The organism is Lacticaseibacillus parahuelsenbergensis (assembly GCF_030770265.1).
Lineage (GTDB): Bacteria > Bacillota > Bacilli > Lactobacillales > Lactobacillaceae > Lacticaseibacillus > Lacticaseibacillus casei.
Genome location: NZ_CP132482.1, coordinates 1,373,336 through 1,395,543, shown reverse-complemented (window position 1 = coordinate 1,395,543; position 22,208 = coordinate 1,373,336). Strand labels below are relative to the sequence as shown.

Below are 22,208 nucleotides of genomic sequence, written 5' to 3'. Positions count from 1 at the left end.
GTGAACGTGCTCTGGCCTAGTCAGAAACTCTCAACGATAATGTTGTGGTTGGTGAAAATGTCAATGTTACCGGCAATATTAACTGCCTCTTTGGCAATGTCGGCCGGCGTCATATCAGGCGCATGCCGCAACATCGCAATAGCGGCCGCCTGCGCAAAATTACCGCCAGAGCCGATTGCCACGACATCCTCGTCCGGATCAATGACTTCTCCAGACCCGGATACAAGTAATAGATCATGTTCGTCCATGACAATCATCATGGCTTCGAGTTTTTGCAGCGTTGGATCTTTACGCCAATCCTGTGCCAGTGCCACAGCGGAACGCCGTAAGTTGCCGGCATAGTGCTCGAGCTTCTTTTCAAACCAATCTTGTAAAGTGAACGCGTCGGCAACGCCACCGGCAAAGCCGATGACAACCTGATCATGATAAATGCGCCGAACTTTTTGGGCGTTGCCTTTCATAATGACTTTTTCGCCCAGGGTAACCTGGCCATCGCCTGCTAAAGCGGTCACGCCATCTTTTCTAACTGCTGCAATTGTTGTCATTGTTACGCTCCTTTTCATTTCCCTGATAAGTCGGAACTCATCAACGGTGGCGGTTATCAGCAACCGACCAATAGTCATACTTTAGAAAACTCAAGCACCGATTGCATCGTACTTTAGTCTTAATGATGCTTAGGATAATATTTCATATACTCGTTTTTCAAATGCGCCATCGTGACGTGGGTATAAATCTGGGTCGTCGACAGACTCGCATGGCCTAGCAATTCCTGGACGGTGCGTAAATCCGCTCCATGATCTAACATGTGCGTGGCGAAGCTGTGCCGCAACATGTGGGGATGGATATTGGCAGTCAGACTCGTCTGTTTAATAAGCTGATCCAGAATGTATTCAATCCCGCGTGCTGTGATCGGCCGACCATACTGGTTGACGAATACCACCCGATGTTGGGTTTGGTGCTTCTGCATCAACGTCTGGCGCCCATCTTTTAGATACGTTTGTAACGCGCGCTGGGCGTACTGACCAAACGGCACGTAACGATCCTTATTGCCTTTCCCATGAATCAGTAACAACCCTGTATTAAAATCCACCTGGCTGAGTGTTAAGTTGGCACACTCGGAAACCCGGATGCCGGTGCCGTACAAGACTTCCAGCAGCGCCCGATTGCGCTGATCAAGTGGCGTTTTGCCTTCAACGGTTTTAAACAGTTCCTGAATTTCTGCTTCATAGAAAAACTGCGGCAAGTGATGGTGTTGCTTCTTCAGCTCGACTAATTCAAATGGATTGCGCTTCACAGCATCAATTCGTACCAGGTACCGATAAAAGCTCCGCAAACTGCTAATTTTTCGGGCAATGGAAGTACGAGCCAGTCCCTGTTTATTCAAATTGGTTAAGTAAGTCTGAACGTCCAGGTCATCTACCTTGCTAAAATCCGTAAACCCGCCATTGGCCTTGAGAAAAGCCTGGAATGCTTGAATGTCGTTTAAATACGCCGTGACAGTTTCTGGTGAATACTGCCGCTCGACCGTTAAGTATTCCTGAAAAGCTGCAATTGGCTTCATCCCGACATCCCTCCGCTTAATAGATTAACATAAAAAGAACGATTGTTGACGTTTTCAGAAGCCAAACACTGATAGGGAGCGGCAATTTTTCGCTCTCCGGACACCAAGATTGCTTAAGCGTTGGCCTTGTTTCATTATAACCGTTCCTTTATGAAGATAACATGACACGACAATGAAAAAATCCCGGTTACCCGAGATCTTTTTTTATTTTTAAAGTTGGTTCACGCGTCTTAATTCAGTTTTAAATGCTGCAAGATCGGTCAAGGCCCGTTCTGCTAATTGCTGGTTACGCTCCTTCTTTTGCCGTACCTTAACTGCTAGTGGCGGCATAATACCAAAATTAGCATTCATCGGCTGAAAATGCGTTGGTGAGGTGTGGGTGATGTAATGTGCCATGGCACCCATCGCCGTTGTTTCCGGAAATACCAGTGGCGGCAAATCTTGCGCCAACCGAGCTGCATTCGTCCCAGCAATTAATCCGCTGGCCGCACTTTCGACGTAGCCTTCAACGCCGGTCATCTGCCCTGCAAAGAAGAGATCCGCACGCCGCTTAGACGCATACGTCGGTTCGAGAACAGCCGGTGACTTCATGAACGTATTACGATGCATCACCCCATAGCGGACAATCTGAACATTTTCCAATCCCGGAATCATCCGGAAGACCCGTTTTTGTTCACCCCACTTGAGATGCGTCTGGAAGCCCACGATGTTATACAGGCTCGCTGCCGCGTTATCCTGCCGCAGCTGAACGACCGCATACGGTGTTTTGCCGGTTCGCGGATCCTCCAAGCCAACTGGTTTCAGCGGACCGAACAGCATGGTCTTAATCCCGCGTTTGGCCATCACTTCAATTGGCATGCAGCCTTCAAAGACCGTCATTTTTTCAAAATCGTGGCCTTCCGCAACCTCAGCGGAGATCAATGCCTGATAAAACGCTTGAAATTCTTCCCGATTCATTGGGCAATTTAAGTAAGCAGCTTCACCACGATCATAGCGGGACTTTTTGTAGACGATGTCGGTATCAATGGTGCTGGCGTCCAAAATCGGAGCGGCCGCATCAAAAAATGATAAGCCGGCTTCACCGTTTAAGGCGACAATAGCATCAGCCAAACCCGGTGCGGTCAACGGCCCCGTAGCAACCACTGTCACCCCTTCAGGGAAATCAGTTAGCTCTTCATGAATGACATGAACCCGGGGATGCGCCATGAGTTTCTGGGTCACTAACTGGGAAAATGGCTCGCGGTCAACCGCTAGCGCACCGCCAGCTGGCACGGCGGTCGCATCAGCACTTTGAATAATAATCGAATCTAAGCGCCGCATTTCTTCTTTCAACAGTCCAACCGCGTTCGTAATCTGATTGGCACGCAGCGAGTTTGTACAGACCAGTTCCGCAAAATTGGCGGTGTGATGCGCCGGGGTCATGGTAACCGGACGCATTTCATATAAATTGACGTCGACACCTGTTTGGGCGATTTGCCAAGCGGCTTCTGAACCGGCTAGGCCAGCGCCAATGACGTTAACAATAGGCATGGTGAATTCCTCCTTTGGTGTGGTGTTTGGGTTGATGGTGGGACGGGGGTTCTTAAAGTTTGTTTGACGTGGGTTTTTGTGATGTTACATTTAACATGTGCTTTATTGGCGCAGAGGCTTGTGTGTAAGGGGCCTTGGGCGTAATAGCCAAGGAATATCTTCTTGTGGAAAGGTTTTTGGCCGATGCTGCCGTAAACGCGCTCACCGGCGCAGAAGCCTACGTGTAAGGACCTTGGGCGCAATGGCAAAGCCCACGCCATCACGCCCAAGGCCACTTACACTCCGGCTTCTGAACGCGCCGGTTCACGCTCTGCCGTAAACGCGTTCGCTGGCGCAGGAGTCTGCGTGTAAGGACCTCGGTCGCAATGGCCAGAGAACGGCCATCACGCCCGAGGCCACTTACACTCCGACTCCTAAACGCGCCAGCTCACGCTCTTGCCTAGTTTATCAAAAAAACCAGCAGACCCAAAGGATTCGGGCTTGCTGGTTTTGGTTTTATGCTTTTTGTAAAGCTTCCTTGTAATCGTTGTTTGGGCAAACGACTTGGGTGCCGGCTTTGGTTTTCTTTTCGACTAAGAAGTGACCACAGACCGGGCAGTCGCGGCCAACTGGTTTGTCCCAGGAGACAAAGTCACAGTCTGGGTAGCGGGAGCAACCATAAAAGACACGGTTACGCTTGCTCTTGCGTTCGACCACCTGACCCTCGTGACACTTAGGACAAATGACGCCAATTTCTTTGACGATCGCCTTGGTGTTGCGGCAATCCGGGAAGCGCGAGCAGGCGTAAAATTTACCATAACGTCCCATTTTGATGACCATGGGTGCGCCACAGATGTCGCAGTTAAAGCCTGCTGGTTCGTCCTTAATCTGAATCTTTTCGATGCCGGTTTCGGCGTGCGCTACTTCTTTCTCAAACGGCTTGTAGAACTGGTCAATAACCTTTACCCAGTTGGCTTCGCCGGTTTCGATGCTGTCTAATTCGGACTCAACATTTGCCGTGAACTTAATATTGACGATATCAGGGAAGAATTCAACGATCAAACTGTTGACGATTTCGCCTAATTCGGTCGGTTCAAAGCGGCGGGCATTGAGCTTGACGTAATAGCGCTTCTGGATGGTTTCAATAGTCGGAGCGTACGTTGACGGCCGACCAACACCATTTTCTTCCAATGCCTTAACCAGATTCGCTTCCGAATAACGGGCTGGCGGCTGGGTAAAATGCTGCGCCGGATCGGTTTTCAGCATTTTAACGGCATCCCCGACAGCAAGCGGCGGCAAAACATTGTCTTTTTCGTCGTTATCCCGCGAGGATACGTAGAGCTTAGTAAAGCCTTCAAACTTCATCTGACTGCCATTAGCACGGAACGTAACATCATTTTGGTCAAGAGTAACGGCGACGGTGTCGATCACTGCCGGTGTCATTTCACTGGCAACAAATCGGCTCCAAATCAACCGATATAGCTTCATTTGGTCTTTATCCAAAACCGAAGCCAGACTTTCGGGCGTCCGCAACGTACTGGTTGGGCGAATCGCTTCATGGGCGTCTTGAGCCCCTTCCTGAAGTTTGCCTTGACGGATTTTAACGGCGGCATAAGCTTCGCCGTACTTTTCGTGCAGATAGTGGCTGGTCTCGGTTTTGGCGACATTCGAAACACGAGTGGAGTCAGTACGCATATACGTAATCAACCCGACCGTGCCTAACTTGCCGCCTAAATTAATACCTTCGTACAGCTGTTGGGCCAACATCATGGTTTTCCGGGTTCGGAAACCCAGCTTACGGTTGGCTTCCTGTTGCAAGGTACTGGTGGTAAACGGCGGTGCCGGAAAACGCTTGCGCTCTTTCTTAACTACTTTGGTCACGTTAAACGGCTTGGTTTTATCGACCTGGCTTAAGACTTTTTGAACAGCCTCATTATTTTTTAAGGCCTGTTTCTTGTTCTTGATGCCGTAAAAACTGGCTGTAAACTTTTTGCTGCGGCCTTTCTGGAACTCTGCATCCAGTGACCAATACTCTTCAGGAATGAAATTCTTGATTTCATTTTCGCGATCAATGATCAGTTTTAATGCAACGCTCTGAACTCGGCCGGCACTTAAGCCTTTTTTGACCTTCTTCCACAGCAACGGACTGATGGAATAGCCTACAAGCCGATCGAGAATCCGCCGGGCCTGCTGGGCATCGACGAGATCCATATCAATTCCGCGTGGCGCCTTAAACGCGTTTTTAACTGCGTCTTTGGTGATTTCGTTAAAGACGACACGATTTTTGGCTTGGGGATCCAAACCGAGAATATGACTGACATGCCACGCAATGGCTTCTCCTTCACGATCCGGATCGGCTGCGAGATAAACGCGGCTAGCTTTTTTAGCGTCTTTCTTTAAGGATTTAATGACATCGCCTTTACCACGAATCGAAATGTACCGAGGTTCGTAGTTGTTTTCAACATCAACACCCATTTGACTCTTAGGTAAATCACGAATATGCCCTAAACTAGCAACAACTTTATAGGTGCGGCCAAGATATTTTTCAATGGTCTTGGCTTTGGCTGGCGATTCAACAATGACTAACTTCTTGTCGGCCATGAACGCGCTCCTTCCGGTGGCATTGCTACAACAGCAAGCCCTGATTGATTTGTGCGGGCTGACGGGTTACCGTCAGTGCTTCATGATTCAGCAGGTTACTACGATCGGTCACAGTGGCGCAATACACTTCCGCCTAAAGCCATCCGATCACGCCTGCTGGCTCAAAACAGTTGCTATCATAAGCTAGTCATTTTGCTCTTGTCAAATCAAATGAAAATTTTCCTACTATAGAAAGGGCACTTTAGAAAGGGCACTTTTTGGCACTTCACGGGTAATAATGCAGGTTCTCAATCAACGTATCCGAACCCGTCACAATTGCCGCGCCCGCTTGAATTAGTGCATTGGTTCCCGCGCCTAAACGCTCGCCAAAACGATTAGGTAACGCAAAAACTTCACGATTATGCTGCAAGGCATAATTTGCCGTGATCAGACTGCCGCTTTTGATTTCCGCTTCAGTGACCATCACCCCATGCGCCAACCCGGCAATAATTCGATTACGTGCCACAAATTGGAACCGTTGCGGAGCTGTTCCGGGCGGGTACTCGCTCACAATCAACCCAGCGCGGCCGATCCGTTCCTGCAGCAAACGATGCTTAGCCGGATAGACCTGATCAATACCGTTAGCGATCACCGCAATCGTCGGCAAACCAGCTGTGAGTGCCGCCTCATGGGCCATGCTGTCGGCGCCGGTTGCCAAGCCGCTTGCAATCGTCATCATCGGCAGTTGCGGGAATAATTGCGCTAAGGCGGCCGCTGAATAACCGGTAGCCTTGCGCGAACCAACAACACCCAATGTCAACTGTTGAAGCAACTTTATCTGACCGCGATAAAAAAGCACCAGTGGCGGCTGGGGAATTTCACGCAACCGTGGTGGATAAGCAGCATCGACATAAGTGACGTAAGCTGACTGCCGCGCTACCGCCAATAATGGTTCTGCCGACTGAGTCAGTTTCTTGTCAAGTTCGCGTTGAAATGCTGTTAAATCGGTTTTGGCACGAATAGCTTCTTCCAAAGCGACCGCCAAGCGCGGATTCTGATGGGTTACTAGATGCCAAGTTAATAAAAAGTCACGTAATGTCATGCCAGAAGTTCCTCCTGTCAATACATTACGCGGCTTAACGACAATCACACCTTAGGAGTTTAAACAATCACGCACTGGCCCAAAACTTCGCCGATGAATCGGCGTGACGCCATGAGCAGCCAGACCTGCTAAGTGTGCTTTCGTACCGTAACCCATGTTGTGTTTAAAATCATAACCAGGATAAACTTGATCGTACATCACCATCAGCCGATCCCGAATCACTTTCGCAACAATACTAGCCGAGGCGATGCTAATACTATTTGCGTCGCCTTTTATCAACCGTTCTTGTGGCAAATCGACCGGCACATGCATCGCGTCTACCAGCAAAAACTCCGGCGCAACGCGTAAATGACTCACCGCCGTTGCCATCGCAAGTTCAGTCGCGTGGTAAATATTCTCCCGATCGATCTCGCGATTATCGGCAACGCCAATGCCAACCGCGATGGCCTCCGTCAAAATATGCGGGTAGAGCACATTGCGCTCGTGAGCCGTCAGTTGCTTTGAATCATTCACTGGCCATCGAAAATGATGCGGCAGGATAACCGCCGCCGTCACAACTGGGCCAGCCAGCGATCCCCGCCCTACTTCGTCTAACCCAGCAACATACTGGTACGTTCCCCATAACTGGCGCTCATACCTGCTGCGATATTTCAGTGCCACCGCCTCGGCAGCGCGATGGTCCTCACGCCGTTGATAAGCCGACAGTAATTTGCCCGCACCAATGCGACTATCATTTTTGAGCGCCGTTAAGATCGCGGGATCGACATGATCTGCTTGCAAAAGCGCCTTATACTCACTCAGTGTCGGCATCGGTCTCACCAGGCTTTTCCAAGGTAAAGCGGCCTAATTTCCCCTGCCGAGCATCGAAAATCAGCCGTTCCGCCATTCGATTGAATTCCTCTCCGAATCCCTGCGTTTTTGTCAGCTTCACCAGCAAGTCATGCGGTGCTGCTTGCAAGTCAATATCAGTGAGATGGTAAGCTTTTTTCAGGGCGTCCGGGTAATGTGCCATAAAATAAGTTAAGCCATATAAACCGACCACATCTTCTTGGAATACTGCGTCGGCAATCGCACCGGTAAACGCCAGACGCATCCCGATCGTCTGTGAGGCAAACTTGGGCCACAAAATCCCAGGGGTATCCAGCAACTGAAAATTATCACTCGCCTTTAACCACTGTTGATTCTTGGTCACACCGGGCTTGTTGCCAGTTACCGCAATATTGCGATGAACCAGGCGATTCAGAACCGTCGACTTGCCAACGTTAGGGATGCCAATACACATCGCCTTGATCATGGGATTACGAATCCCCCGCGACTTCTTCCGAGCAATTTTCTCCGCCATCAATTTGGTGGCCAACTGCGGAATTTGCTGCAGTCGTTTGGCATGTTGCGCATCAATCGCAATCGCGGCAAAACCTTGATCTTGATAGTATTGCACCCATTCTCGTGTCAGGGTCGGATCCGCCAAATCTTGCTTATTGAGGATCACCATGCGCGGCTTTTCGCCAATTATTTCATCTAACATTGGGTTGCGCGATGATTCAGGTGTACGCGCGTCAACAACCTCAAGAATGAGATCGACTTGTTTAATTTTTTCCTGTACCTGTTTACGGGCCTTCGCCATGTGGCCCGGGAACCATTGAATTGCCAAGATTTTCAGACTCCTTATGGGCAAAATACTTGTTTATATCTGAGTTATATAAAGCTTGTTTAAAGTTTGATTTTGAAAGTTACCGATGCTTATGTTACACGAGAAAACAAGTACTGCCAATGCGATTCAAAACACTGCATCACTCAAATCAAATTATTCCCAATATTTTTTACAACCAGTGAATTCCATGATACAATTTCTATAGTTGAATAGAGGCCATCGAGTTGCCCCTCGATGGCCTCAAGCGCAGTTCAGAAGACTGGATCAAAGCTAGTTCTTACGAGCTGGCTTTTTTAGTATCTGGCGAGCCTTGGCGTAATTGAGATACGCCTTGGACAAGATCCAGACAGCGATGGCAAAATCAACCATCGCGAACCCTCCAGTCACTCCGATTTTGCATTGACCTCACCTCCGCCTTCAGATAAATAGTTGAGGGGTGATGTCCTGCAAAACTGCTGGGCTAGATCTCTTTCGGGAGCTACCCTTGTGATGCTAGATTATCGTTAGTATAGCAAACCACTTAGATATAGCATAGACTTTGAGTCTAAGTTTAGTGCGGTTCAGATAAAGAAGAGCTTATTTCAATCCATAGGAAAAGATGGCTCTTTTTCCTAAAAGCTTGTCCAAATCGTCGAATAGCCATAACGCTTGTGTCGTCAAGTTCTGCTTAATGCTGAAATATATTTTTCCATATAAAAGTCCTTGTTTCTGAGATTATATTGCATAATGTAGCGTGGGTGTTCAAGTGGGACGATTGATTTAAAGAAGTGCTCTGCCTGATTAATTTCATTTAATTTCCTATAGTTTTCGCCACTTCCAATACAATAGCAAACTTCCGTGTTCACTCCAAACTCAATCTGACTTCGCAGTGAATTTACAATAAATGGTAACAGCTTTTGCTGAAGGCGTCTGTTCTCATAATAGTTGCAATTGACCTCATTGCCCTTTTCATTTACTTTGATCAATCCTAGAGGGCATACAAAACTTAGAAAAAAGTCTTTGTAAAATTTATCCTTACCACCGTACTTGTCCATAACGTCGTATAAGAAGCTTGATGAGCCTCGATTAACCCGAAATTCATTAATTGTAATACCTGTCTCTTTTTTAAGCTCATCTTCATCTTCAAAAGGAACGCCGGTTATCGCTGTTCCACGGCGTGCAGGTGAACTTCCAAGTATCAATCGCCGCGGCTTGGTGTCATTGAAATACTTTTTATAAAATGTCGTCACTGTCTTATTGACGGCATTTTTTTGAGTACCGCTAAAAGGATTGACTATGCGATAGTTTCTGGGCAAATCAATTGAGACATGCTTGAGGCTTTCACTAAATGCCAATACTTTGTTGGCAAAGGTTTCCTGCTGATCCATCTGTCTTTCTCTCCCCTTGGTACTCTTCGTGGCAGCGAGTTGTCTCTTCACCATAAACAAAGTTCTTTAAAAATATGATAAACCCCAAAGCTATTCAGTTACCTATCAGGTTCGGATTAACAAATTCATTTTCCAGCCGGAACTTCAAGCTTGGAACCGATTCATCAATACATTCACGCCAAAAAGCAACGTGAGCCTGATCGATGGGATTGGAACTTTCTTCAACATCTGGACTAGGCGCGGTTTGCTCAGAATACCAGCACAGATACATCCGACTATTACACGAAAGCGAAAAGATTCGCTCAACGGTGATGTGTTCAGGCACTAAAGTTGCATTGACAGCCTCCTGATGGCTTTTCAAGAAAGCCATCCATTCTTGGGCACGCGCAATTTTGTCGGGATGGACAGCAAATCCTTCTAATTCAATCAATGTTGTTCAACTCCTCCGATTATTTCCTTAACCTTACAGAAAAGCGCACACCCAATCAAGGCATGCGCTCATCTAAATAACTTCAATCTAACTTACTTCGTGACTTCCTGCACCGCGGCTTTCACCATCGGATCATCTTTCGTGAGCTGATCGCTCAACCCTTGTGCAACAGCTATTCGGCTGTGCTGATTGCGTTGAATTTGTTGACTTGCTGGAAGGATTTAACGGTTAAGGCAAATTTCTAGCATTAATTGTTCTTATTCTACCGATATTCAGGATGCTGTCTCAGCACACTACCCCAATATTCCCTGAGATATTTCACTGGATATGGCACGACTGTGTACTGACCACTGCGGACAAACTCGACGCTCATCATAGCTGCCAGTTTAGGAAATAATTCATCAATTATACCAGCGTCACCTGCTAGTGGCAAAAGACGGCGCAATGTCACCGCACGATTCACAACCGGTTTTAACGATTTATCGCTGCCTACGAAGTAAAACGTGTTAAAATGCCCTTCGCCTTCTTCAATACGCGTAAGGCCAATCCATTTCATCCCTGCAAGTGGCGAGTCCGGCAATTCACGCTGTAGGGTTGTTTTCAGTGTAAATGTCGCATTTTCGGTCAAAAACTGGTTAACCTGTCTCATATCGCGACGCTTCGGATTGAGTCCTGCTTTGCGGGCTGCTTCATCCAAATCCTTTAATGGAAAATTGGGTGGCATACTAGTCACGAGCGCTTGCAATTGTTCATATGCCGCAACATAGTCTGAGTCTCCGGAAACCATTGGCCGCAGTTTTTTTAATTCTTCAACTACTTCGCTTCTCGTAAGGGGTTTGTCAGGCCTATTAAGTTCCAGCTGTTTCCGGATTTGTTTACCATCTGGCATAATCGTGCGGTTGAGGCGTTGAATCAACAGTTGTTTATTCCCAGTACGCACAACACAATCTACACTATTCCATGCGGACTGAAAATTTGGACGCGCAAGACTATCAAACACCCTTTTGCAAACCTGCGTATACTCATCATCGCTGGTTAAAGCATTTAAGCGCACTTTTTTCTTAGAAAACCTTAGAGCCATCTCTGGTGTAAAGGCTAATTTGATAACCATGACTTCGGGATCGAAGGATTTTTTCAAGAAGGCGAAGTAGTAAAACTCCAGCGGCTGCGTCAGACTGGCAAGCTTTGGTTCTACCGTTTTTAATTTCCCATTTGCCAAGTCACGCTTAATACATAATTCTTGAATAAGTTTTACTATTGCCACATCTCGCGCAGGATCGTGATGCTTCCCTGACACCTTTGGCTTCCACGTGATTTCCTTGTCGCCCTCTTGATAATGGCCGAAATTTTCTACCGTCAGATGTTGGACAATTTGACCATTCTTAGCTACTTCATAACCATCCTCCGCCGCGCTACCACGGACATCGCGAATAACCTGTATGTTGAATCCAGATTGAATTTTCTGCGAACGAACAACACGTATGCTGTTTTTGCGTACCAGTTGGCTTCGGGTCAAATGGTCGGCCAGTTGATCAGCCAATTCCTGTGAAAGCCGATCGTTCACCTGAGCGTAAATATTAAGTGAAGAGCCAGCTAATTGTTGCCAAATGGTTTCACGTTTGCTGAGCTTCAAACGTGAAGAATGTTCGACTAAGCTTTTGTGGAACGTCACAGGTCGAAGTAGATATTTTCCCTCATGTAAATTAAGATTGTCGAGAACGAGTTGCGCGACGCCAACTTTGCATCTAAAGAAGCTTGATAAATCTCGTAATGATAGAAAGTCGATATAATTCCGATTTGATGTGTGATTACCCCGAACAAAATAGATTCCGGGTGACGGCTGGTAACGGCGTTGAAAGCGTTCGCGCTCGCTATCATATTGATAAATTCGTTTGTCCCACTGGAATTCGGTTACTTGCGTGAAAGTTTGGATGCTCAAATCCAGATCCTGCTGCCAATTAACCTTTAACTTCAGCGCATAATACTGTTGACGCATATCAAGAAATTGCCGATACCAGTCTTGCCCTGAGATCAGAAGCTCGGGTGTCTTGCAAGGCTCTGAAAGTGACTTTTCGTGAGCAGATTGTTGATTTATCAGTAGCTGCAACAAATGGTTGGGGTAGATCTTGAAATCCCTCATATCATCCAACAGTATCTTGTGAAATTCCAGACCATCAATATTCGGTAAAGCCGGTAATTGGCGAAACATAATGAGATAATCACCTTTTGTGTCACGACCGCTGATACGTGTAACTGCCTGTGGCGACCATGATGCAAGCAATTTGTTATATTCCTTAAAGGCGCTCATATCTTTAATCTTCACAAACAAGAACTTAAAATCTGCTTGCAACTGCATCATATTAATCTTGTAATCTAATCGTGTCGTTCGAATCATTGACTGCTGTTCCATTCAGGAACCTCCAAACATTTAATTTTTGCTCAGGCGTTAGTAAAAACTTTCCTTGATGATCAATGAGACCGGAGATTTCAAGTATCTTCCCGTCAACCGTCATAACAGGTTGTATTTGATTGCTGGCCAGAATGTTAATAATAACGACACGCCATTTCCGTTGCGTGTTAGCCTGTAATTTTGCCAGCTTTGCTTCAACTTTTTGACGTTCAGCTTTTGTGTCAACGTCAGGTGCATCACGCCAATTTTTGAAATCAAGGGCCACTTTTCCTTCCCATTGAAAATCAAACAGTTCGTAATTTTCAGGCTTGAAAAAATCCTCTAACTTAAGCGACCACTCGTTTTGAAAGATAAACTGACCACTCACTTCACCAAGCAGTCCGCGATAGTTGTAAAACTGGGCTGGATTCAAGATCCGTTCATTTGGTTCCCACTTTGTCGGAATATCTAGCGACTCAAGTGCCTCTTTTAGACCTGGATAACGACACATTGCGACTAAACCTGCCGCTTCAGCCGAAACTTCCATACCGGTTCCATTAAAATCAAACTGACCTCTTTTATGATTAATTGGTTTGACTTCATAACTGACATCTAAATGCTCGTTCAATAAATATTGCAAACCGAATTCGTCGTCACGTTGTTGAAAGACCTGACTGGATTTCAAATCCTTATCGCTCACAGTGGGGTGGCGTACATAAAACCATCTGGTGTCATGATAGATTTGTGCCCAGCTTTTACTGGTCTGTAAATACGCCAAAACGAATCGAAAATCACGAAATGTATTAAATGTCGCATTCTGTTTGGCAATTTCAGCACTAGGCTTCTCAAAGTCACGCTCCCAGTCTTTAGCAGCCACCAGTAAGCAGCGATATTCTTGACCAGTCTTCTCTACGTCGATACCACTGTCCGTCACCATCTGTAACACATTCAAAGGCATAACAAGGCGAATTACGGGCATTTTGTTGAAAGAACGGTTCATTCTTCCAAGCGCTTGAATGATGGTCCGTGAATAGCTGACATAAAGACTGCGAGCATATTCAGGATGCCTCTTAAGCTTTTGCTGTTGTAAGCTAGTTAAATATTCATTTAGATATTTGATGTTTATCTCATTAGCATCAAAAAGATATTCTCGCTCAATAATGGAATGAAGCCCTGCTGCATCCATCCCAAACGGCAAATTGCTGCTGAGAATATGGGTGACTTCCCCTAAATACATGCCGGCTAAATCAATGGTATGTTGACGAGGATCATCTTTACTAACCCCCTTTGGCGCAATGTTGGCAGCTTGCTCCCTTTCGAATTCATTCATCTCGTGTTGGAGATTTTGTCCAATGCCGATCGTTTGATAAGCGCTCAAAATATAGACGCGTTTACCACCTTGGCTAACCAAATTCAAAGCCTCGGAAAGCTGCTCTTGAACCCCTTCTTGATTCCGCGACGAGACAATCCTAAGTTCCGTGTTCACACCATCCTGCCCACCGACTAATTCTTTAAGGGTTGTAAAAGTCTCCTTAATATAATTCTCATCCATTCTCCCATCAGCACCGGGGAGTAATGCTTGCAAACCCAAAAACGACGTCATTGATGGATCAGTCAGAAAAATGACAAAACTGTTGAACAGGTTGAGGTATCGTCTTGTAAAGTACTTTTTGTCAATCCGTGATTGCTCCGAGGCCGGAATACAATTCACTAGCTTTGCCAATTCCGCATCTAGTTCCCAGATTTTCTTGTTATCAATCTTTTGATTGCTTCTCGGAAGTATTTCCGAAAAAGAACGATCAACAATACCCGTTTCTACTTTGACTTCAATATTCTGTTTGGCATAGCGACTTTCAAAGTCAAATTCTTTAATGGTCGTCTCACTCAGGTAATGAACACCATCCAGCAGACGCGGACCAAGCATCTCTCTAAGATAATCAAGGTCATAGTTGTCTAACACGGTAGGCAAAGTAGCAGTGGCAGATAAACCCAAAACGTTCGCCTTGCTTAAAAGATTCAATAAATAACGTTCGGGTGTCTCATTAAAAAAGCACGCATTAATTTTTGTTTGCAGGTCATGCTGGGGATCATTTGTGAACTGGAATAAACTCAGCCCCCATTGCTGGAAACGTCGGCCACTGTGAGTGTGATAGGTTGTTTTGACCTTAGTGGGCGATGAAAAGTCATGGCCCAATGAAAACAGAATCTTAGCTTGGGATTTAGACAATCCCAAAGCAGCGTATATACTGAAGCAAGCATCCTCAATCGTCATAGCATCATCAAGCGAGCTTAACTTCTGATTCTCTGAAACCTGGTATTCCCTGGCCTGATTCAAAATAAACTTCGTTGTTCCTTTAAGAAACACAGAAATTCTCGGCAACATTCTGTGAAAATGTAAGTCGTTTCTAGCCTGTCCACCGAGAACAACTTGCCCTAACTCCTCATCAAAATAGGCATGCCAAGGTTTTCCCACGCTCACCCAATTTGTTTGAGGAACGTGCATAACAAATCCTGAATCCCTCCCTTGTTCCTCCATTTTGTACAGAAAGTCCAGTTTGAACTCAGCTGTCAGTTGTTCTGCGTCGTTCAGGATTCTCTTAAATGCATCGCGGGAGGTGAAGCTTTTTCCCAGCTTGGCCGGTAGTTGTCCTTCATTAACTTTATTCAACCCTTTGCTAAGATCTACAAACAAAGAATTTAAATCAGCTTGTATCTTCAAGGCTTCATCAATAGCGCTCTCTAAAATCTGCTTTTTGGTGCTATCAAATTCATCAAGGACGACTAATGCATCTTTCAGGATCGGAGAATACCGGAATGCCTTTGATCGTTTTTCGAAGAATGGTGTATAGCTTTTAATAAACTTGGCCGTTGTTAAAATAATGATTTGCTTTTTTTCTAAATCAAACGTCGGATACGTTTCATTTAGCCATTTCGAATCCGCTTTCGGTTGCTTACTTACAAATTCGCGGATCTTCCCTTTACTAATACTATTTAACTTGAACGCAGATGCTCCCTCTCCGGAGATGTTCCTGAGTTTCACGTGAGCTTTATCTGCCAAAATCATGATCATCGCCCGACGAACTTGATAATCAGCACGGCTAAGCATGGTCCAAGCATTCTTCAGATCAAATTCGTTCTCTTTCATCATTCCAAAAGATTTAAAAGCATTTCCTAAGTTTTCTAAACTTTTTTGAAAAATAGGTGAATTCCGATAAAGGTCGGGGATTTGTTGACGATCCCAGTCATTGATCAATTTGTTGACGGTATCTTCCAACGAACGAACAACCGCTACTCGCTCACTAAAAGCTTTATGTACTGCACCTGACTCTTCACGCCAAGCAGCCTCAAAATCCTGTTCTTTCAAATTCTTTTTCTGATCGGTTACAAAAAAGGCGCGAAAGTTTTCGTGCTTAACGGCATAGCGGCACAGAGCCCGGATAATTGTATAACTTTTCCCGGTACCTGTGGGCGCGTTCAACAGCATCAAGGCATGTTCCGGAGATTGCGACTGTAACTTTTTGATCATTCCTAAAAAATCGGATACTTGCATTTTATTAACTCACATCTTTCTTTGTTTCTGGCTTAAGTAAGGATGATGTAGATTAACAGTCCGTTTTCACACGAGGACTTAGCTATTTAATTAAGCCAGTATACTTTTATTTCAAATAGTATACAGTATAATTTTGCACAATCAATATTTATATTAGTATTTAAACGTAAAAAAATACGCCCACACCTTTAAGGCATGCGCGCATCTAAATAACTTCAATCTAACTTACTTCGCGACTTCCTGCACCGCGGCTTTCACCATCGGATCATCTTTCGTGAGCTGATCACTCAACTTCTGGGCAAGAGCTGCCAAGGTTTCCTGATCGGCTGTGCCGGTTGCGTCGAGTTTGTTGGCTTGCTGGAAGGATTTGACGGCTGCTTGAGTCGCATCGTCGTATTGGCCGTTAACGTTAACAGAACCAACTTTCAAAGCCGTCAACATTTGCTGCAGGGATTTCACATCGCTACCCTTGTCTCCGGGCTTGAGCTGGGTCGCATTGATCAACGTGATTTTGGCCGCAGCCGGATAGTCAACCTTCACATCGGGGGTTAAGCCCTTGTGGTTGATCCAGGTGCCGTCTGGTGTGAGCCATTTGGCAACGGTCAGTTTGAGCTCTTTGTTACTGCCCATTTCGCCGACATTTTGAACGGTGCCTTTACCAAAACTCTTCTCACCGACTAACGGAATATTGCGGTTTTGGTGCAATGCAGCCGCCGTGATTTCGCTGGCCGAAGCTGAATTGCCATCAATCAGCACCGCGGTTTTCTCAGTGATCTTAAAGCCGCCATCAAGCTTCTTGCCAGCTTTGTAGACCTCTTTGGCGCCGTTACGGTCTTCGATCTGCATCACGGTTTGGCCATTCTTGGAAAACATCGAGCTGATCGACAAAGCAGCTGTCATCATGCCGCCAGGATTTTGGCGCAGGTCGAGCACAAAGGACTTTGCGCCTTCTTTACGCAATTTTTTAACGGTCGCTTTGAATTGCTTCACAGTCGGTTCACTGAAAGTGGAGATCGTGATGACACCAACCTGCTTGTTTTCCGGCGCAAGCTTACCAGTCACCGTATCAACCGTAATCTTCTTGCGCTTCATGGAAAATGTTGCCTGCTTGTTGCCGCGCTTGACCGTCACTGCAACAGTCGTTCCGATTTTACCGCGAATTTTGTCAACCGCTTGCGTGACCGTCTTTTTGGCGACATCTTTCCCGTCAACTTTGAGCAGGACATCGCCTACCTGCATGCCGGCTTTTTTGGCTGGCGTACCTGGCAAAATGCTGGCAATCGACAGACTGTCGTGATTTTGTTGAATCGTGGCGCCAATTCCCCCAAACGAGGCAGAGATGGTGTCGTCAAGGTCGGTTTTGTCATTGTTTTGCAAATAGACCGAGTAAGGGTCGTCAAGCGTCCCCAACATCCCCTTGATCGCCCCGTCTGTCAGCTTGGTCGTGTTCACCTTTTTGTAGTAATTGTTGGTGACTGTTTCGTACGCGGAAACGACAGGTGCCAATGCCTTAGGAACGCCGGTTTTCAGCACGCTTTGTTGGGCCTGCTGATACGACAAGGCATAGCCGCCTGCTGCACCGCCGCCAAGCGCAACTACAAAGATCAAAATGACCGCCCACAGTGGAACCTTGTGTTTATTGATTGGAATCGCCTCCTGTGCTTTCGCTGGCCAGATAGTCGTGGTACGTTTCATCAAAAATCGCCATTGTCGGCAGATAATTACCGTTTAATTCCAGGTAATCACTTAGCCGATGGTAATCTTTCTCCTGTTTCGGAAAACTTTGATCCAGAAAAGCGTTCTTGGCAAACTCGGCAATTTCCCCATGGTCATTGGGATTGCGCAATGTCATGAGATATTCGTAAAAAGTCCGATGCATGATTAGTCCTTCCAGTTTTTGTCAATAAAAGCTTGGCGTTGTGCATGTTCCATTGCGTACCGCCGCGGATTCTTGGCGTAAAATTGCTGATGCTCCGGTTCGGCCGGATAAAACGGTTTGGCCGGTTCAATCTGGGTCACAATCGGATCGGTGAAGCGTCCGCTGGCTTCTAACGCCGCCTTCGACGCTTCAGCGGCTTTGCGTTGCGCTTCGTCTTTCACGAAAATAACCGGCCGATAATTGTCGCCACGATCCTGAAACTGTCCCATGGCATCGGTCGGGTCGGTTTGTTGCCAATAGATCCCCAGCAATGTCGGGTAATCAATAACGTCTGCATCAAAAGTGATCTCAACGGCTTCAGTATGACCGGTCGTATGCGAAGACACCTGTTCATAAGTTGGATTAGGCACATGCCCACCGGTATAACCGGAAACCACATTTAAAATGCCAGGCTGTTCCTCGAACGGTTCAACCATGCACCAAAAACACCCGCCGGCAAAAATAGCAGTTTCTTTTTTCATGTTTCATCAGCCTCTTTCTAATGGTTACGGCTCATCAGGCAGATAAACCGCAAATTCAAGATCATCATTGGTGAGATCCAATTTGGTGGCCTTTAGTGTCATCCCATTTTGAAGTTTAAATTGGCTCAATTTTAGCACAACAGTTCCGGCCTTACTATTCAGACTTACCCAACGCGGGATTTTATAACTATTACCGATATAACTCATGACAAAACTAATCGGCACCGGTAACGCACCGACATTCAGATCCTTCGCTTTGAGCAGCACGTCGCCATTTTTCAGAACCAATGGATCGAACGTTAACTGAAATTTAACGGAATTGCCAAGGAATTTGAACTTACCGCTTAACGCAGCCTCGTTCGTACCCAGCGTCACCGCATATTTGACGTTGCTGTCACGCAGATAATTTTTTAAATAGTGGGCCATGATGCGATTGGCACTGGCTTTGGTGAGCTTCACGGTGAAAACCGGTTCATTCGTGGTCGTGGCGGTTTTAGCGGTTGTGTTGATGTTCACCGGTGTCAAAATTGTCTTCGTGAACCAGATACCGGTTCCCAGCAGTAACCCGACCAGCACAAGCAATAACCATTTCCACCAGTTAATCCCGGTTCTGATTTTTTGGGGCTGCGGCGTGTTTCGCTGACGTGATCGTTTCTTTGCTTCCATCCTACCTACTCCCACTCTTTCTTCGTTGCCTGTATTTGTTTCATAAGCTGCTTCGTCATCTGCGCATAACCAGCATTATTGGGATGAAAATGATCCTGAGAGAAAATAAGCGGATTACCTTCGCCGGAAGTTGCTTCTTTGAGCGCTTCTTTAGCCGAAGCCTTGTTTGCTGCTGTGTCCCCGCTCGACAAAACGCTGTCAATATCAACGTAGTAAACGTGTTTAAACTGTTGTAATGTTTTTTGAGTCGCTTGATTCCAGGCAGTGACGCTGTTGGTCATCGCCGTCATTTTTGGAAAATAAACGTAAAATGGATTGTAAATGCCAAAAACGTAAATCGGCGCGGATGGGTTTTCCTTGCGAATCGTGGTAAGCAGCGTTGTCAAGCGTTTCTGAAACGCAGCACTGCCTGCCGTGATCTGCTTTTCGGACAACGTCAAAAAGTGCTTTTGGAGGACATGCATTAAATCATTTCCGCCGGCAGTCATGGTAATGATATTGGCGCGTTTCAGGTCAGCACGGATCTTGGCTTGTTTGTTGATGCGGTTGAGAATTTGCGTGCTAGTGTCGCCGCTGACCCCGTAATTTTTAGTCGTAACCTGATACTGGCCGGTTGCCTCTAAATCGCTTTTCGTTAACCCGACATACCCGCCATTGTTGGTTGCGTCGCCGACACCATAAGTTAACGAATCGCCAACCGCCGTCAGCTGGATCTGTTTAGGCGTGCTCGAGGCAACTTTAACCTCACTAGGGTCGGTTGCCGGCCCAAACAGCTGCCACCCGCCAAACGCCAGCAGGCAGGCAATCAGCACGACGCTACAAGCTATAAAAATATTTTTTAATTTAGCCATATTGCCTCCCATAAACGCATGTGTTGTTGATCATAATAGATTATTGTACTTGACCGCGGGCGAATAAACAAAGGTGAATGCTTTTTGACTTGTTTTTATGGTATCGATACCAGTTATTTTTGCGTGGTGGTTGTTGGCGTTTAGCAAGCGGTGTTTGATTGAGTGCGGATGTGTCGTTGGGCCTGCGCTTGGCTATAACGCGCTCACCAGCCCAGAAACCTCCACATAAGGACCTCAAGCCTAAATGGCCAAAAACCAGCCATTTAAGCTTGAGGCCACTTATGCTCCGGCTCCTAACCGCGCCGGTTCACGCTCACAAACAAAAAAGGCCAACGCCTCCGCGCCGGCCGATCGAAGTTTATATAAAATTTAATCAACGTAATAAATGATCGCAAGGGCGCCGGGACCGGTGTGGGTTGCGATGACCGGATCGGTTGGCCGCACCAGAACCGGGACGCTTGGTAAGACTTCCGCAATGCGCTTGCCAACGTCTTCACCTAACTCGGTTGCACCCGCCGTTGAAATGCCAACACTTTTTATATTCGGCATTTTGGCCATTTGACTGATTGTTTCAGTGATAAAGTTATTGATGGTCTTCATGCCGCGGCCTTTGCGTAGCGCTGACAACTCGCCATCTTTCAACTGCAAAACAACTTTGATATTCAAGAATGACGAAATCAAACCGGAAACGCGACTAATCCGTCCACCTTTAACCAAGTTATCCAAACTCGTGACCCCTAAAACCAATGTTGTGTTGTCGCGGATTTGCTTGATTTTATCAAGAATCGTTTGCAGATCCTTACCGGCCTCTGCCATTTCCGCAGCTGCCAGAACCTGAAAGGCCAGGCCGCGATCCGTCGATAACGAATCAACGACCGTCACTTTGCCCTTTGCAAGTTGCGCGGCCTGCCGTGCTGAGTTAACGGTGCCACTGAGCGTTTCCGTCATATGAATCGCCAACACCTGGCTCCCATCGGCAGTCAACTTATCGAAAACATCCGTAAAAGTGCCGATTGCCGGCTGGGATGTCTTTGGCAGATTATGCGCCGCTGCCATTTCATCCATAAAGTCTTCGCGGGTGATCGTTTCACCGTCAATGTAAACCGTATTGTCAATCATAATAGTCAACGGAACAACCGTAATATGGTACTTGCTGATCTCTTCTGGAGTCAGTTGAACGGAGGAATCCGTGACGATCTTGATATTTGCCATGTCTGAGCCACGCTTTCTGTTAGGTTCGTCTACCGTCATAATTATAGCAAACTCCCTAACCAATGTCAGTATACATTACCTAGTTATCATAACTACATTGTGTTGTTTTGTAAACCGTAACATGGTAGAATTTGATGTGTAGCAGCGACAGTCGCATTCAAAATTTACACGGCTGTCTTCAAGGAGGTTGGCAATGCGCGTGTCAAAATCAAGCCATTATGAATTTAACAATGAAATGTTTAGCGCCATCACCCATGCGTTCGCACTCGGCTTGGCTGTGATGGGAACCGTCATGTTAGGCGTTAAGGGAATCAACAGTGGTAGTCAGGTCGAATTATTCAGCCTTATCGGGTTCGGTGTTTCGCTGATGTTGCTCTACACTGCTTCAACTGCCTTTCATGGTTTCTATTTTAGCAAGGCCCGCCATGTTTTGCAGGTACTGGATCACTCCGGCGTCTTCATTTTAATCGCCGGTTCCTACCTGCCGTATTGCTTGGTGGCCATTGGCGGCAAACTCGGCACCGGTCTTTTAATCGCCATTTGGACTTTATGCCTCGGGGGAATTGGCTATAAGCTCTTTTTCCTGAATCGCTTCAAACATTTGGAAACCATGATTTATGTGGTGTTAGGTTGGCTCTGCGTGATCGGCATGGTTCCGCTATGGCATCACCTGGGCCCGGTCGGATTCAGCTTATTAGTGGCTGGCGGCCTAGCTTACACTGGTGGTGCCATGCTCTACTTGCAAAAAGGCATCCCATACATTCACGTTATCTGGCATCTCTTCGTCATCCTTGGCAGCTTGTGTATGTACTTGTCGATTTACTTTTACCTATAAACGTAAAATAGCCACAGAAAACGTCTCTCCTTGCAGTGAAGAGACGTTTTTTGTGGCTAAAATGCTGCCGTAATCCTGGCTACGGCATGCTCAGCTAGCAAATAC

Annotated in this window: 18 protein-coding genes; 1 reads left to right on the top strand and 17 read right to left on the bottom strand. The window is 46.5% G+C overall.

What is annotated here, in order from left to right; genetic code table 11:
• Window positions 1-20 precede the first annotated feature (20 nt).
• The 17 genes from hslV to LACPH_RS06465 all read right to left on the bottom strand — a co-directional run bounded on the left by hslV (window position 21) and on the right by LACPH_RS06465 (window position 21,268).
• Window positions 21-545, bottom strand: coding sequence for an ATP-dependent protease subunit HslV (gene hslV, locus LACPH_RS06545; RefSeq protein ID WP_025013523.1), 525 nt, complete (start codon window positions 543-545; stop codon window positions 21-23).
• A gap of 119 nt (window positions 546-664) precedes the next feature.
• Window positions 665-1,561: a tyrosine recombinase XerC gene (xerC, locus tag LACPH_RS06540; RefSeq protein WP_274784842.1), complete on the bottom strand. Its 897-nt coding sequence runs from the start codon at window positions 1,559-1,561 to the stop codon at window positions 665-667.
• A gap of 210 nt (window positions 1,562-1,771) precedes the next feature.
• Window positions 1,772-3,091, bottom strand: a complete 1,320-nt coding sequence (gene trmFO / locus LACPH_RS06535) for a methylenetetrahydrofolate--tRNA-(uracil(54)-C(5))-methyltransferase (FADH(2)-oxidizing) TrmFO (protein WP_274784841.1) — start codon at window positions 3,089-3,091, stop codon at window positions 1,772-1,774.
• Between the two features lie 495 nt (window positions 3,092-3,586).
• On the bottom strand, window positions 3,587-5,671 hold the full coding sequence (topA, locus tag LACPH_RS06530; protein ID WP_049169797.1) for a type I DNA topoisomerase: 2,085 nt from the start codon (window positions 5,669-5,671) through the stop codon (window positions 3,587-3,589).
• Window positions 5,672-5,936: 265 nt separating this feature from the next.
• On the bottom strand, window positions 5,937-6,752 hold the full coding sequence (gene dprA / locus LACPH_RS06525; protein WP_306387603.1) for a DNA-processing protein DprA: 816 nt from the start codon (window positions 6,750-6,752) through the stop codon (window positions 5,937-5,939).
• A 51-nt stretch (window positions 6,753-6,803) separates the two neighbouring features.
• Complete coding sequence (gene rnhB, locus LACPH_RS06520; RefSeq protein ID WP_306387602.1) at window positions 6,804-7,562, bottom strand: ribonuclease HII; 759 nt, start codon at window positions 7,560-7,562, stop codon at window positions 6,804-6,806.
• On the bottom strand, window positions 7,546-8,406 hold the full coding sequence (ylqF, locus tag LACPH_RS06515; protein ID WP_087913256.1) for a ribosome biogenesis GTPase YlqF: 861 nt from the start codon (window positions 8,404-8,406) through the stop codon (window positions 7,546-7,548). The genes rnhB and ylqF overlap by 17 nt, the downstream gene beginning before the upstream one ends.
• A gap of 653 nt (window positions 8,407-9,059) precedes the next feature.
• Window positions 9,060-9,770: a uracil-DNA glycosylase family protein gene (locus tag LACPH_RS06510; RefSeq protein WP_274784839.1), complete on the bottom strand. Its 711-nt coding sequence runs from the start codon at window positions 9,768-9,770 to the stop codon at window positions 9,060-9,062.
• A 94-nt stretch (window positions 9,771-9,864) separates the two neighbouring features.
• Window positions 9,865-10,200 (bottom strand): DUF6176 family protein, encoded by a 336-nt coding sequence (locus tag LACPH_RS06505; protein ID WP_087912126.1) that lies wholly within the window; start codon window positions 10,198-10,200, stop codon window positions 9,865-9,867.
• A gap of 262 nt (window positions 10,201-10,462) precedes the next feature.
• Window positions 10,463-12,610, bottom strand: a complete 2,148-nt coding sequence (locus LACPH_RS06500; protein WP_274784838.1) for a hypothetical protein — start codon at window positions 12,608-12,610, stop codon at window positions 10,463-10,465.
• A complete protein-coding gene (locus LACPH_RS06495; protein ID WP_306387601.1) occupies window positions 12,561-16,139 on the bottom strand; it encodes a DEAD/DEAH box helicase family protein in 3,579 nt (1,192 codons plus the stop codon). The genes LACPH_RS06500 and LACPH_RS06495 overlap by 50 nt, the downstream gene beginning before the upstream one ends.
• 225 nt (window positions 16,140-16,364) lie before the next feature.
• Window positions 16,365-17,834, bottom strand: coding sequence for a S41 family peptidase (locus LACPH_RS06490; protein ID WP_440941493.1), 1,470 nt, complete (start codon window positions 17,832-17,834; stop codon window positions 16,365-16,367).
• Complete coding sequence (locus LACPH_RS06485) at window positions 17,776-18,018, bottom strand: YozE family protein (RefSeq protein ID WP_010488395.1); 243 nt, start codon at window positions 18,016-18,018, stop codon at window positions 17,776-17,778. Before LACPH_RS06485 ends, LACPH_RS06490 begins: the two co-directional genes overlap by 59 nt.
• A 2-nt stretch (window positions 18,019-18,020) precedes the next feature.
• Window positions 18,021-18,539 (bottom strand): peptide-methionine (S)-S-oxide reductase MsrA, encoded by a 519-nt coding sequence (gene msrA / locus LACPH_RS06480; protein WP_025013418.1) that lies wholly within the window; start codon window positions 18,537-18,539, stop codon window positions 18,021-18,023.
• A gap of 24 nt (window positions 18,540-18,563) precedes the next feature.
• A complete protein-coding gene (locus LACPH_RS06475) occupies window positions 18,564-19,205 on the bottom strand; it encodes a YpmS family protein (protein WP_274784836.1) in 642 nt (213 codons plus the stop codon).
• A gap of 5 nt (window positions 19,206-19,210) precedes the next feature.
• Window positions 19,211-20,056 (bottom strand): SGNH/GDSL hydrolase family protein, encoded by an 846-nt coding sequence (locus tag LACPH_RS06470; protein ID WP_306387600.1) that lies wholly within the window; start codon window positions 20,054-20,056, stop codon window positions 19,211-19,213.
• Window positions 20,057-20,425: 369 nt separating this feature from the next.
• Window positions 20,426-21,268: a DegV family protein gene (locus tag LACPH_RS06465; RefSeq protein WP_025013421.1), complete on the bottom strand. Its 843-nt coding sequence runs from the start codon at window positions 21,266-21,268 to the stop codon at window positions 20,426-20,428.
• A 193-nt stretch (window positions 21,269-21,461) separates the two neighbouring features.
• On the opposite strand from LACPH_RS06465, the gene trhA reads away from it, so the two are divergent.
• A complete protein-coding gene (gene trhA / locus LACPH_RS06460; RefSeq protein WP_025013422.1) occupies window positions 21,462-22,103 on the top strand; it encodes a PAQR family membrane homeostasis protein TrhA in 642 nt (213 codons plus the stop codon).
• The last annotated feature ends 105 nt before the right edge of the window (window positions 22,104-22,208 follow it).

What these genes read in the sequence shown, in the direction of transcription:
- hslV (WP_025013523.1), bottom strand. Translation starts at nt 545, where the DNA reads ATGACAACAATTGCAGCAGTTAGAAAAGATGGCGTGACCGCTTTAGCA.
- xerC (WP_274784842.1), bottom strand. Translation starts at nt 1,561, where the DNA reads ATGAAGCCAATTGCAGCTTTTCAGGAATACTTAACGGTCGAGCGGCAG.
- trmFO (WP_274784841.1), bottom strand. Translation starts at nt 3,091, where the DNA reads ATGCCTATTGTTAACGTCATTGGCGCTGGCCTAGCCGGTTCAGAAGCC.
- topA (WP_049169797.1), bottom strand. Translation starts at nt 5,671, where the DNA reads ATGGCCGACAAGAAGTTAGTCATTGTTGAATCGCCAGCCAAAGCCAAG.
- dprA (WP_306387603.1), bottom strand. Translation starts at nt 6,752, where the DNA reads ATGACATTACGTGACTTTTTATTAACTTGGCATCTAGTAACCCATCAG.
- rnhB (WP_306387602.1), bottom strand. Translation starts at nt 7,562, where the DNA reads ATGCCGACACTGAGTGAGTATAAGGCGCTTTTGCAAGCAGATCATGTC.
- LACPH_RS06510 (WP_274784839.1), bottom strand. Translation starts at nt 9,770, where the DNA reads ATGGATCAGCAGGAAACCTTTGCCAACAAAGTATTGGCATTTAGTGAA.
- LACPH_RS06500 (WP_274784838.1), bottom strand. Translation starts at nt 12,610, where the DNA reads ATGGAACAGCAGTCAATGATTCGAACGACACGATTAGATTACAAGATT.
- LACPH_RS06495 (WP_306387601.1), bottom strand. Translation starts at nt 16,139, where the DNA reads ATGCAAGTATCCGATTTTTTAGGAATGATCAAAAAGTTACAGTCGCAA.
- LACPH_RS06490 (WP_440941493.1), bottom strand. Translation starts at nt 17,834, where the DNA reads ATGAAACGTACCACGACTATCTGGCCAGCGAAAGCACAGGAGGCGATT.
- LACPH_RS06485 (WP_010488395.1), bottom strand. Translation starts at nt 18,018, where the DNA reads ATGCATCGGACTTTTTACGAATATCTCATGACATTGCGCAATCCCAAT.
- msrA (WP_025013418.1), bottom strand. Translation starts at nt 18,539, where the DNA reads ATGAAAAAAGAAACTGCTATTTTTGCCGGCGGGTGTTTTTGGTGCATG.
- LACPH_RS06475 (WP_274784836.1), bottom strand. Translation starts at nt 19,205, where the DNA reads ATGGAAGCAAAGAAACGATCACGTCAGCGAAACACGCCGCAGCCCCAA.
- LACPH_RS06470 (WP_306387600.1), bottom strand. Translation starts at nt 20,056, where the DNA reads ATGGCTAAATTAAAAAATATTTTTATAGCTTGTAGCGTCGTGCTGATT.
- LACPH_RS06465 (WP_025013421.1), bottom strand. Translation starts at nt 21,268, where the DNA reads ATGGCAAATATCAAGATCGTCACGGATTCCTCCGTTCAACTGACTCCA.
- trhA (WP_025013422.1), top strand. Translation starts at nt 21,462, where the DNA reads ATGCGCGTGTCAAAATCAAGCCATTATGAATTTAACAATGAAATGTTT.